This is a genomic window from Janthinobacterium sp. Mn2066 (genome assembly GCF_049319705.1).
Lineage (GTDB): Bacteria > Pseudomonadota > Gammaproteobacteria > Burkholderiales > Burkholderiaceae_D > Janthinobacterium.
In genome coordinates this window covers 103,953-116,513 of the sequence record NZ_JBMOUF010000006.1, presented here as the reverse complement: position 1 = coordinate 116,513, position 12,561 = coordinate 103,953, and the positions used below count along the sequence as shown (strand labels likewise).

The 12,561-nt window shown below is 61.6% G+C and carries 9 protein-coding genes; 7 read left to right on the top strand and 2 right to left on the bottom strand.

Going from position 1 to position 12,561, the window contains the following annotated elements:
- Positions 1-83: 83 nt before the first annotated feature.
- On the bottom strand, positions 84-791 hold the full coding sequence (locus ACL9RI_RS13030; protein ID WP_422727001.1) for a PhaM family polyhydroxyalkanoate granule multifunctional regulatory protein: 708 nt from the start codon (positions 789-791) through the stop codon (positions 84-86).
- A 163-nt stretch (positions 792-954) separates the two neighbouring features.
- On the opposite strand from ACL9RI_RS13030, the gene ACL9RI_RS13025 reads away from it, so the two are divergent.
- The 6 genes from ACL9RI_RS13025 (at position 955) to ACL9RI_RS13000 (ending at position 9,049) form a co-directional block, all read left to right on the top strand.
- Complete coding sequence (locus tag ACL9RI_RS13025; RefSeq protein WP_422727000.1) at positions 955-2,103, top strand: DUF3108 domain-containing protein; 1,149 nt, start codon at positions 955-957, stop codon at positions 2,101-2,103.
- A complete protein-coding gene (locus ACL9RI_RS13020; RefSeq protein ID WP_422726999.1) occupies positions 2,100-2,861 on the top strand; it encodes a DUF3108 domain-containing protein in 762 nt (253 codons plus the stop codon). The genes ACL9RI_RS13025 and ACL9RI_RS13020 overlap by 4 nt, the downstream gene beginning before the upstream one ends.
- Before the next feature lie 258 nt (positions 2,862-3,119).
- Positions 3,120-4,490, top strand: coding sequence for a hypothetical protein (locus ACL9RI_RS13015; protein ID WP_422726998.1), 1,371 nt, complete (start codon positions 3,120-3,122; stop codon positions 4,488-4,490).
- The gene (locus ACL9RI_RS13010) at positions 4,483-5,211 is read left to right on the top strand and encodes a hypothetical protein (protein ID WP_422726997.1); all 729 of its coding nucleotides are present in this window, start codon (positions 4,483-4,485) and stop codon (positions 5,209-5,211) included. The genes ACL9RI_RS13015 and ACL9RI_RS13010 overlap by 8 nt, the downstream gene beginning before the upstream one ends.
- Before the next feature lie 8 nt (positions 5,212-5,219).
- Positions 5,220-8,051, top strand: a complete 2,832-nt coding sequence (locus ACL9RI_RS13005) for an ATP-binding protein (RefSeq protein WP_422726996.1) — start codon at positions 5,220-5,222, stop codon at positions 8,049-8,051.
- A complete protein-coding gene (locus ACL9RI_RS13000) occupies positions 7,988-9,049 on the top strand; it encodes a DUF4424 family protein (RefSeq protein WP_422726995.1) in 1,062 nt (353 codons plus the stop codon). The genes ACL9RI_RS13005 and ACL9RI_RS13000 overlap by 64 nt, the downstream gene beginning before the upstream one ends.
- A gap of 252 nt (positions 9,050-9,301) precedes the next feature.
- On the opposite strand, the gene ACL9RI_RS12995 is transcribed toward ACL9RI_RS13000, so the two are convergent.
- Positions 9,302-9,820, bottom strand: coding sequence for a hypothetical protein (locus ACL9RI_RS12995; RefSeq protein ID WP_422726994.1), 519 nt, complete (start codon positions 9,818-9,820; stop codon positions 9,302-9,304).
- A 190-nt stretch (positions 9,821-10,010) separates the two neighbouring features.
- On the opposite strand from ACL9RI_RS12995, the gene ACL9RI_RS12990 reads away from it, so the two are divergent.
- A complete protein-coding gene (locus ACL9RI_RS12990; RefSeq protein ID WP_422726993.1) occupies positions 10,011-12,515 on the top strand; it encodes a prolyl oligopeptidase family serine peptidase in 2,505 nt (834 codons plus the stop codon).
- Positions 12,516-12,561: the final 46 nt, after the last annotated feature.

Genomic DNA, 12,561 nt, shown 5'->3' with positions numbered 1-12,561 from the left:
CCGTGCATCCGCACAGCTCCGTTTCTCAGGCCAACGGGGGCGCCGAGCCTCCCATCGGCTCGCTACGGTTTTGTCAGGTCTTGTCAGGCTTTACCCGCCGCCTTGGGCGCCGCGCGCTTGGCGGGCGCCTTGGGCTTGACGGTGCTGTTTCCTGCGCTTCGCCCTACGTTCGCGCCAGTACCTGATTCGGCAGGCTTGGCCCGTTTGCTGGCCGCTCCCTTGGCTTTGGCCTGTCCGGTGCTGCTGGGCGTCTCGGGCGACATCGCCGTCGACACCGCCTGTTTGAATTGATCCTGTAATAAATTCCACCAAGCATTCGGATTGGCCAGCTGGGCTGCCGCATGGTTGCTGGCTTCGGCATGCGCCGCTGGCGGTGGCGCCGGCGCTGGTTCTGGCACCGCTGCCGGGGCAGGCGCCGGTGGCGCTGGCTGCTGGAAGAAGGCGGAAGCGTAGGGTGCCGATTCAAACAGCGATTTTTCGTTCGCTTCAGGCTGGTTCATGGCTGCCGCTAGCGAGGCGCCCATGGATTTCAAGGTGGCAATCGTACCGCGCTGCACTTCCAGCGCCTGGATACTGCCGCGCAGCATGCTGGTATTCAGATTCAGCCACGCTTCGACCGCCTTCAGATCATTGATTTTCTTGTCCAGTTCTTCCACCGACAAGGTGGGCGCCGTGATGCCCGGCACCCCCATGCCAGGCACGCTCATGCTGCCCCACAGGTTTTTGACGAAGTCGAGCGTATCGCTCACAACTGCTGCGCCGGGCATCTGGGGCATTTGCGGATTAGCCATGCTGAAGTCTCCTGGTAGGTCGATACCCCTAGCCTAGCAGATATCAGCTTGCAACTGACGTAATCCTGCAGACATTTTTCATCAACATTTTCTTACATAAAAGCTGATCCGTAGCGTGGTCTTCCTCGTCAGAAATAGTGTAAGTGGCGTTACACTAGCAGCCATGACGCCCGCCCCCTTCTTTTCGCCGCCGCGCCGCCGCACCGTCGTCTTTATCGCGGTGATCGTCGTGCTGCATGTGCTGGCGCTCGACTGGCTCAGTTCGCACGCCGGTAGCACGCGCCCGGCGCAGGATGTCACGCGCGTGGTGGACATGGAATTGATCGCCGCGCCACCCAAGCCGCTACCGTTGCCCGTTCCGCCACCACCGCCACCGAAGCTCAGGCCGCAGCCCCGGCCCCGGCCGCCACCACCGCCGCCGCCGCTGGAAACGCCGTTGCCATCGAGCGTGGCGGCTGAATTGACGGCGCCGCCCAGCGATGTGCCGGAAGGCCCCGTGGCGCCGGCCGCGGCTCCCGGCACTGCGCCGCCGCCAGCGGCCGTGGCAACTGCGCCCGAGCCGGTCCCGGCGCCCGCGCCTGAACCTGCGCCGCCGCCCGTCCCTGCGCCACCGCATTACAAGGTCAACGTGCCCGCGTCGGCCGAATTTGACATGCAGGTGGACCGCCGCGATGCCGATGGCACCAAATGGACGGGCGTGGCGGCCATGTCGTGGCAAAATAAGGGAGACAGCTACCAGCTGAAGCTGGAAGTGGGCTTGAGTATATTGATTACACGCATCAATCTGCTGGTATTGACCAGTACAGGTATCATAGCTGACAACGGCATCGTGCCTGTCACGGCGACGGAAAAACGCAAGGGCCGTTCGCAGACGGCCACGCACTTCAATGCGGCGCAGAAAACCATCACGTTTTCGGCCAGCACGGCTTCCGTGCCCTGGTTGCCCGGGGCGCAGGACAAGGCCAGCGTGCCGTTCCAGCTGGCCGCCATCGGTCGCGGCGACGTGAACCAGCTGGCGGGCAATATCGATATCCAGGTGGGCGAAGAGACCGAGGCGACCGTGTTCCGCTTCAAGCTGGTGGGGCAGGAAGAGATCGATACGAAGATGGGCCGCCTGGTGACCTGGCATCTGAGCCGGCCACCGAAGCCGGGCTCGTATTCGTCGCAGCTCGATATCTGGCTGGCGCCGTCCTTGCAATGGTATCCGGTACAAATACGCAATACTGAGGCGAGCGGGGCGCTGACCACGCAGACCGTTTCCAAAATTACCGTCGCTGCGCCTTCGACAACTATGCAACAGGAAAATAAATGAAACCTTTGACTCCCTTTAAACAGATGCTGGCAGCAGGCTTGCTGGCCGCGACCATGGCGCCCGCCATGGCGGACGCACCGGTCGACCATCCCGTGATCAAGCGCGCCTTCAAGCTGGCGCCATCGGCCGACCTGACGTACACCATCAAGGCCAAGCAGCGCGGCATTGCCCTGGCGGGCGAGTCGGTCAGCAACTGGCGTGCCGGCGATGGCAAGTATTCGCTGCTGGCGGAAACCAAGGTGCCCCTGTTCGGCAAGATCCTGGAACAGCGCAGCGATGGCGCGGTCGATGATTTTGGCCTGGCGCCGTCGCAATTCGTGGAAAAGCGTTTCCGCCAGGATGCCGCGACCACCACCTTCAAGCGCGACAGCAAGACCATCGTCTTTAGTGAAGGCGACGACAGCTATCCGCTCAAGGGCGGCGAACAAGACCGCAACAGCACCGTCTGGCAACTGGTCAGCGTGGCCCGCGCCGCACCCGAAAAATTCGTGCCCGGTTCCGAATGGACATTTTTTGTGGCCGGCCGCCGCGATGCCGAGCCCTGGACTTTCAAGGTGATCAAGGAAGAGAGCGTGAACACGGGCCAGGGCGACGTGGCCGCTTTGCATCTGATCAAGGCGCCACCGCCGAACAAGCAGGGCCAGCAGGTCGACCTGTGGCTGGCGCCATCGCTGGAATGGTATCCCGTGAAAGTGACGTTTGCCGACGTCGATGGCGATTACGTGGAGCAAACCTTGCAGAAGATCGTTAAAAAGTAAGTGCTTGCTATCGTTGTGGGGTCAGACCCGCCGGGGTGATACGCCTAATGGGCGTATCACGATTCCGAAGGAACGGACCCTCATTCCTGGTGTGGGTTTTTATTGATTCATTAATCAATCGCCTGACAGCCGCACTCCCCCCTCCCACGTGTCGAATTGCATGTCAGAACTGATATACTGACGCCCCCGCCCCGCAGCGCCGCTTTCGCCCGCTGCGCCGCCCGCAGAACACTCATCCGGAATAGAATGATTGATATAATGGCAAGTGCAGCCGTGGCTGCGGATGCAAACCAGACAGAGCAGGAGCATCACGATTCTTTGCAGGCGCATTTCCAGCCGAATATTTCAGCCGATGAAATCGAGCAAGTATTCCATTTGAAACGGGCGCAGCCGCTGCTGCAAGTGTTTACGGCCCTGTTCCATGGCGGTTTCGACGGCGTGCTGGTGCGTTTGCTGGTGTTGCGCGAGCTGGCGGCCGACGTGGCCACGTCCGCCTACACGCGTGCCGATATCAACCAGAAACTCGCTTATCTGTTGCCGGAAAGCCTGGAAACCGTCTTGCTGCGCTTGCGCTCGAACCAGTTGCTGGCGTGGGATGCGCAGCAGGGTGTGTACCGCGTGACGCCGATGGCGCGCAATGTCTTGTCCGCCATCGACAGCCTGCTGGGCCTGGGCCAGACGGAAGACGAAGCGGAAATGGGTTTCCTGCTGTCGCAGGTGGCCGGTGCGCAAGCCGTGGGCGGCGTGTCGGTAGAGCAATTGCAGCACTTGCTGGGGCGCCTGGTGGACTTGACGGAAGAGTTTTCCGACGCCATCGCTTCCGGTTCCGAATTCCGCTTGCGCGCGGCGCAGGCGAAGTGGAACATGGCCTGCGACTGGGTCGAGAAAGGGTCCGAGATCTTGCTGGCGATTACCTCGGATGAAAACGCGGATGGCGCCACCCACAAGGCGGCGCAGGCGATCGGCCGCGCGCAAAGTAAGTTGCTTAATATGCAAGGCATGTTCTCGCGCGCCCTGAACCAGATCGAGCGCCAGCGCGTGCACCTGGGCCAGTCGGGCCTGTCGACCACCGATATCAAGCGCTGGCTGCTGTTGCATGACGACCTGGCCAGCCTGGCCGAAGGCGCCATCGACCAGCCGGTGGTGCCGCTGTTCTCGACGCCGGCCGAAATGATCGACGTGGCCGAAACGGAACTGTTATCCGAACGGGCGGCCGGCGTGGCCAATACGGGCTTGCCCAGCGGCGAAGACGCGCCGACCACCATCAGCGATGGCCCGGCCATGCAGCTGGAACTCGACGATTTGCTGGAGCGCCTGTCCAATTTCGCCAGCCTGGGCAATTTCCCCAGCATCGGCGAAGAGGGACCGAAGTCGGTGCCGGTGCAGGATTCGCTGCTGCCTGCCAGCTTTGCCGTGGCCTCGTACCGCGCCTCGATGCTGCCGCTGCTGGGCGATGTGTCCGAAGCGAGCCTGCAGGGCGCGACGGCTGAACTGGCCCGTTTGCCGATCACCTTTACACCGACCGACGAGATGGTCCAACTGGCCGACCCCCACGTGGCAGCCATGTCGATCGCCTCGCTTTCACTGAATGTTTCACTTGATTTAGATAGCGGCACCGCCGATGAATGACGATTCCCAAATCCTGATTGCGCGCCTGCTCACGCATCAAACCCTGCGCCGCGACGAAAAGCTGGTCAAGCGCGTGCTGTCCGACGAACTGTTCCGCGCCGAAGTCGATGCGCGTCTGCTCGCCTGCGGCTTGAAACTGCTCGACAACGTGTATGCCGACCATGTGACGCTGGCCTTGACGCGCACGATTGAGCCGAAGATTTTCGGCGCGCGCGATGTGTGGCAAAACAATAACTTTGGCCTGGCCCGCGATGGCGTGGCCTTGCTGGTGGTGCTGTGGGCGCAGATCATCCTGCCCAAGCGCGAACGCCAGGAAACGCACCAGCATGCAGACGATGACCAGAACGATATGTTCGGCACCGAAAAGCCGCTGCCGCGCGCGGAAGACACTTCGATCGGCATTTCCTACAAGGCGCTGCTGTCGGACTTCGGCGACAAGCTGGGCAAGAAGACGCGCATGGACATGAACCTGGGCACGCTGGCCAAGCTGGGCTTCATCGAACGGCGCGGCGACGTGCTGCTCGAAGGCCCGCTGCTGGACCTGATGATGGATACCGACGTGCTCAAGGAACGCATCATCAATGGCGCGCTGGCCGACGTCTTCAAACGCGCACCGGCCCGCCTGGTGGCGGTTGGCGATCCGCTGCTCGACGCGGACGCCGACCTTGCCGTCGATACCGACGATACCGACGATGACACCTCGTCCGACATCCCTCACTGAAAGCGCCCATGTTTCATATCAAATCACTTGAACTGGTGCACTGGGATTACTGGCAGCGCATCAAGAATATTCCGCTCGACGCGAAAATCATCACCATCGCCGGCCAGAACGGTTCGGGCAAGACCACCTTGCTCGACGCGCTGCGCACCCTGTTCGGCCTCGATTGCTCGATGGGCCGCACGTATAAGCACTATGCGCGCCATTCGGGCCAGCAGACGGCCTGGCTGCGTGCCGTGGTCGACAACAAGAACATGGGCAAGCAGCTTTCGAACCGCCCGTTCCGCAGCTCCGGCTTCTTCAGCGACGATGAAGTGACCCTGTTCTGCCAGATCCAGAAGAATGGCGGCGACTGGAAGCGCCAGTACCTGATGCGTCCAGGCAATGTACAGATCGAGGACATCACCGACGCCAACGACTGGCTGGGCGTGGAAAACTACCGCAAGCGCCTGGCCAATGCCGGCCTGTCGCCGGCCATGTCGAAAGTGCTGGCGCTGGAGCAGGGCGAGACGGACAAGCTGTGCGAATACGCGCCGCGCCAGCTGCTCGACCTGGTGTTCCAGGTGTTTGGCGACAAGGAAGTGCTGGACGCCTACGATGAAGCCAAGCGCCATCAGCGCGATACGGAAGAAGAGCTGAAGCGCTTTGAAACGGAACTGGAAGCATCAAAAACCAATCTGGAAGGCTTGCGCCTGCGCGTGGCCAACTACCATCAATGGGAAGGCTTGCACAAGGAACGCCGCAACCTGCTCGAAGAAGTGCTGCCCAGCCTGCAGTACCACGAAGCGCGCGAAAAAGCCGCTACCGCCAGCCGCCAGCTGCGCGAAACGCGCAAGCCGATGGCGCAGGCCGACCAGCAACTGACGGAAAAGCGCAATGCGCTGGCCGCGCAGGCAAAAGCGCTGTCGGATGCGCAAATGAATGAAACCCTGCTGGAGCAGGAATCGATCGGCCTGCAGAGCCGTTTGTCCCTGATCAATGCGAAATTGAAACCGCTGGACAGCTTGCTGGAACAAAAGGAACGCCTGCAAAAGCTGGCGGCGGACTCCGGCAGCGATATCGCCGAAGTGGCGGCCCAGCTGGAACAGAAAGAAGCCGACTTGCTGCGCCAACGCCAGCAGCGCGATGCCTTGTCGGCCCGTATCGCTGCTGAACAGGCGACGATTGCCGCGTTGCAAGGCAAGACGGCCATGCCGGAGCCGGACAATGTACGCGGCATGCGCCGTGCGCTGCGTGACGCGGGCATCGCCCACGCCATGCTGTCCGATATCGTCGAAGTGACGGACAGCCGTTGGCAAGGGGCCGTCGAAGGCGTGCTCGGTGGCTACGCTTCGGTCGTCTTGCTGGACAAGGCCAAGGATGCGGCCGCTGCCTATCGCCTGGCGGAAAAAGAACGCTATCGCCACTTTATCGTGCCCGAGCTGGTCACGGCGCCAACGGCGAAAGATGAAAGTCTGTTGGCGGTGGTGAAGTTTTCCGCACCGGTGCCGAGCTGGCTGATCGAACAATTGTCGCGTATTGCGCGTGTCGATTCCGTGGAAGCCGGTTTTAAACTGGGCAATCACGAGGAATGGATCACGCCCGAGGCGTATCACCGCGAACGCCGCGGTGGCCGCTCGCTCTTCGTGGAAGCCTCGCGGTATCGGTTCGGCCAGGCTGGCCGCACGGGCCGCCTCGAAGCGCTGCTGCGTTCCCTGCCGGGCCTGGAAGGCCAGGAAGATACTTTGACCCTGGCGATTTCGAAACTGGCCTCGGAAGTGGGCGCCCTGAAGGCGCGTATCGCCGGTGTCGATGCGGCCAAGGAACTCAGTGCCCGTCAGGAAGAATTCGCCGAAGCCGTGCGCAATTCCAAGCCCTTGAAAGAAGAGCGCCTGGAAGTAGGCAGCCGCCTGGGCGAGCTGCAAAACCTGACCAAGAACGCCACCGTGGTGCGTACGCGCGCCGATACTGTGTGGCAAAACGCACGCCTGGCTTTGTCCGAGGCGGAAGCCGGTTCGCGCCTGGGTTACAAGAAACAGATCGAGCAGCGCGCCGAACATGCGCGCGCCTTGCTGGCCCTGCGCCGCGCCTGGCGCCATTTGCCGAAAAGCTGGCGCCGGCCGTCGCGCCGCGCCGCGCTGGTGGCCGAGCATCAAAACTCGCACCAGGTCGACCTGCGCGTGGCCAGCCTGCAAAGCAGCCTGGCGCGTGACGACTGGGAACTGGACGCCACCGTGATCGACCAGCATCATCGCTTGTCCGATCAATTGCATGGCCGTCAGTCGGAAACCGACGAGCGCCGCTACCAGAACAACCGCGCCATCGAAGCGACCGGCAATGCCCGTGGCGCCTACATGGAACGCTTGCGCTACACCATCAAGACCTACAGCAAGAACATCAAGGAACTGGGCGAACTGGCCGGCATCGAAGTGCATGCCGACCCTGTGCGCCTGGAAAACGACGATGTGCAACTGTCGCAGGCTGGCTTGCATGTGCGCTTCAAGTTCGATGGCAAGGGCGTGATCGGCATGAACGATGGCGAAGCGTCGGGCGGCCAGCAAGTCATGAAATCCTTGGTGCTGCTGATCGGTTTGCTGAAGTCGGAAGACGGTTCCGGCGGCTTCGTGTTTATCGATGAACCGTTTGCCCACCTCGATATCCGTAATATCCAGCTGGTCGGCGAGTTTCTGAAAAATACGGAAGCGCAGTATCTGATGACGACGCCGTTGACGCACAATACGGATGTGTATGATCCATCGGAACTGACCCTGATCACCAGCAAGAAGAAAAAGGATACGCAATGGGCGCAGCCGATTTTCGTCTTGCAGCGCCGCCAGGAGCCGGCAGCGGGCAAGGCCGCTTGACGGGCTGGCGCGCGCTGGCCGCCGCACTGGCAATCGCCAGTGCGGTTCCCGCCATGGCCAACGACGGTATCGCCGCCCAAAGCGCCGGCGGCATCGTGTTTGGCAAGACGGACGCCGTGGCCATGAAAAAGGAAGTGCTCAGCGTGAGCGCCGACTTGATCAAGGTCGATTACGAATTCCTCAACGAATCAAACAGCGATGTGGAGGAAACGATCTTCTTCCCCTTGCCCGAATACGCGGCCGGCTACCACGGCTCGCCCACGTATTACGGCCAGCCGCAGCAGTTCACCGTCGAGGTCGATGGCAAGCGCAAGCCGTATGACACCACCTTCGTTGCCATGCTGGCCGGCAAGGACGTGACGGCCCGCCTGCGCCAGCTGGGTTTGACGGACCAGCAGATCGCGTATTTCCCCTCGCACACGCCGTTCGACCAGCAAGTGGCGCCCTTGAGCGAGGCCCAGCGCGCCATCCTGCTCAAGGAAGGCTTGCTGGGCCAGCTCTACGACGAGGAATGGGTGCCGGCCTGGACCGTGAAAGTCAGCTATCTGTGGCAGCAGAAATTCCCCGCCGGCAAAGTCGTGCGCGTGCGCCACCAATATGCGCCGTTCGTTGCCGCCGGTAGCGCTGCCACTTACCTGGGCAATGACGAGGCATTTGAAAAGAAATACTGCAGCGACCAGGCTTTCCAGAAAACCTGGCAGCGCCTGTCCGCCAGGGCAGGCGAGAACGGCGTGGTCAATGCCGTGGCCGTTTCGTATATTTTGACGACCGGTAACACCTGGAAGAATGGCATCGAAGACTTTACCTTGAACCTGATCAAGGGCAAGCCGGACGAGCTGGTCAGCCTGTGCTTCCCCGGCACCTTTAGCAAGATCAATTCCACTACCTTGCAAGTCAAGCTGCGCAATTTCCGGCCCCAGCAGGATCTGGACGTGTACTTTGGCAATGTGGCGGCCACGGGCGAGCATCAGGGCGTGGCGCCAGCGATAGCGCCGTAATGGCGGGCGGTGCGGTAGTAAGTTGCTCTGTGGATATATTCAATCTACAATTGCAAATTATTTAACTTCCATTGATGCCGATGACATTGCATCCCCTGAAACGCAGTCTGGCCTGGTGCAGCTTGATCGTTTTATTTGTGCTGTGTCTGGTGGGACTCTATTTCACCTATCTTCCCATCGCCATGGGCTTGTTCTATACGGCCGCCCACCAGTTCCGGCTGTATCGGGCATCCTGATGGGTAGCCCTTGCGCTCACATGCTCTCAGGCAAAGCCTGATTGCGCTTTCTCCAGCGTATCAAGCCCCATGCATACGTAGCGTAGTAGCCGGTCAGCAGGCCGTAGGCGGCCATGGTCAGCGGGCTTTGGCCGAATGGCGGCGGCGGCACGGGCACGGGCAAACGCGTGTTCAGGTAGATTTCCATGCCGCGGTACAGCAGGCGGGCGACGAACAGCATGGTGATCGCCATCGCCAGGTAGCGGTGCTGGGTGAAAAAGAAATGTTTACCCGCCTGTTCGAAGCGCGTCAGCTTCAGGCCCAGTACGCCCAGCCAGCCGCCGGCCAGTACGCCCGCACCCAGGCTGGACAGGGGCAGGATGTCGAATTTCGTCGTTGTCGCCAGAAATAAAATCAGCGCGGGAAAACCGATTGCCACCAGCCAATGGCGCCACAGATGCGATTGCTGGCGCGCCACCAGTTTTTTCAGGCGTGAATAGATGCGCCAGACGAGCAGCGGGGCCAGGCAAAGCAGGGCGAGGGTGGTGGTTTCCATGTATGCGTTCGGGGTGCGGATAAAACAGCGATTGTAAGCCAGATCGCTGCCGCTGCGGCATTGCCGCGCAGGCAGGAAAAGTTGCTTATTGACATTTTCATGCCATGTCATCAATATGCTCTGTCCCACAGTACCGCCAGGGGCGGTGCAGTGTCGTTATTCCTGACTACTCAACCATTCCTGGAGTCCCATGTCTACACGTTTGCCTTTGCCCTTGTTGCCGATTACCGTGGGCCTCATGGCTGCCTCGTCCTCGCTGGCCATGGCGCAAGATGCCGGCTACCAACTGCCGCCAGCGCCCTTGCAAGCCATCGTTGATGCGCCGCGCGCACCGGTCCTGAACCTGAGCCCGAAACGCAACCTGGCCGCCGTGCTGCCGACGCCGTCGCTGCCGAGCATCAGCGAAGTGGCGCAGCCGGAACTGAAGCTGGCCGGCTTGCGCATCAATCCGCGCACCTATTCGGCCAGCCGTTTCAGCTTCTACACGGGCCTGGGCCTGCTCGACATCGATACGCAGAAAGAGATCAAGGTCAGTGGTTTGCCGGCAACACCGCGCATCGCCGACCTGGCCTGGTCGCCGGACCAGCACTACCTGGCGTTTACGCATGTCGCCTATGCCGACCCGGCCAAGGGCGTGAAAGAGTCTGGCGTGGAACTGTGGCTGCTCGACGTGCAGACGAAAGTGGCGCGCAAGCTGGGCAGCCAGCCCTTGTCGGCGGTGAACGGACGTGGTTTTTCCTGGATGCCAGACAGCAAAACCTTGCTGGTGATGCTGAAACCGGCCAAGCTGGGCGCGGTGGCGCAGTCGGTGGGGATTCCAACCGGTCCTGCCACGCAGGACAGCAACCCGGGCGGCGGCGTGAAGCAATTGCGTACTTACCCCGATCTGCTGAAGAATGAAGAAGACGCAAAGCTGTTTGAACACTACATCACCGTGCAGCTGGCCTTGCTCGACGTGACGGGCAAGCAGCGCCTGGTCGGCCAGCCTGGTCCATACTCGCGCGTATCGAGCTCGCCGGACGGCAAGAACCTGCTGACGACCAGCATCCTGCGCCCGTACTCCTACATCGTGCCAGCCTATGATTTCGGCCACAAGATCGAAGTGCGCGACCTCTCCGGCAAGGTGACCCATACGGTGGCGAGCCTGCCGCTGGAAGAGGGATTGCCACCAGGCAATGACGCCGTGTCGGCAGGCGTGCGTTCGGTCAGCTGGCGCGTCGATGCGCCTGCCACCCTGGTGTGGGCCGAAGCGCAGGATGGCGGCGATCCGGCCAAGGCGGCCGAGATCCGCGATATCGTCTACACGCAGGCGGCGCCGTTCACGGCGAAACCTGCCGTGCTGGCCAAGCTGGCTTCGCGTTATCAGGGAGTGGCATGGGGCCGGGGCGACCTGGCCTTGCTGACGGAAGCCTGGTACAAGACGCGGATCGTGAAGCAGTGGAAAATCACGCCGGACCAGCCCGCCACGCCGGCCGAGCTGCTGTCCACGCGCTCGCTGGAAGACCGCTACAACGATCCGGGCCAGCCCGTGATGCGCCCTGACGCTGCCGGCTTGCCGCGCCTGCTGGTCTCTGCCGACAATTCCATCCTGCTCGACGGCCAGGGCGCCACGGCGGAGGGCGAGCGTCCCTTCATCGACCGTTTCAACCTGACCACCAAGAAAACGGAACGCCTGTTCCAGAGCGCCGCGCCGTACTATGAAAACGTGGTGGCCGTGCTCGATGAAGACGGCAGCCGCTTGCTGTCCACGCGTGAAGCGCCGACCGAACAGCCGAACTATTATGTGCGCAACCTGAAGCAGCAGGGCGCGGCCCAACTGACGGCACTGACGCATTTCCCGCATCCGCTGCCACAACTGAAAGACGTGCAGAAAGAGCTGATCCGCTACAAGCGCGCCGATGGCGTGGACTTGACGGCGACGTTGATGCTGCCGCCGAACTACGACGTGAAGCGCGACGGCCCGCTGCCGACTCTGATGTGGGCGTATCCGCAGGAATTCAAATCGGCCAGCGCCGCCAGCCAGACCAAGGGTTCGCCGTATAAATTCAATGCCGTCAGCTACTGGGGCCCGGCCGCCTTTTTGTCCATGGGGTATGCCGTGCTGGACAATCCATCGTTCCCCATCGTCGGCAATGGCGAGCAGGAACCGAACGATACCTATCTGACGCAGCTGGTGGCCGACGCCGAAGCGGCGGTCGATGAAGTGGTCAAGCGTGGCGTGACCGACCGCAACCGCGTTGCCATCGGCGGCCATTCGTATGGCGCTTTCATGACGGGCAACCTGCTGGCGCACACGCGTCTGTTCCGTGCCGGTATCGCCCGCAGCGGCGCCTACAACCGCACCCTGACGCCGTTCGGCTTCCAGGCGGAAGAGCGTTCCTTCTGGAAGGCGCAGGATGTGTATCAAGCCATGTCGCCGTTTAATTATGCCGACAAGATCAAGGATGCGCTGTTGATGATCCATGGCGAGCAGGACAACAATCCTGGCACCTTCCCGATCCAGAGCGAACGCATGTTCCAGGCCGTCAAAGGCCTGGGCGGCACGGCGCGCCTGGTGATGTTGCCTAACGAAAGCCACGCCTACCGCGCGCGCGAATCGATCATGCAGATGCTGTATGAAAGCAACAACTGGCTGGAGAAATATGTGAAGAACGCCAAGCCGCTTGAAACCGAGGTCAAGCAAGCAGTGAAATAAAGGCAATCGGTGGGCGTTGCGTGGTATGGTCTTCCTTTGTCGTCAA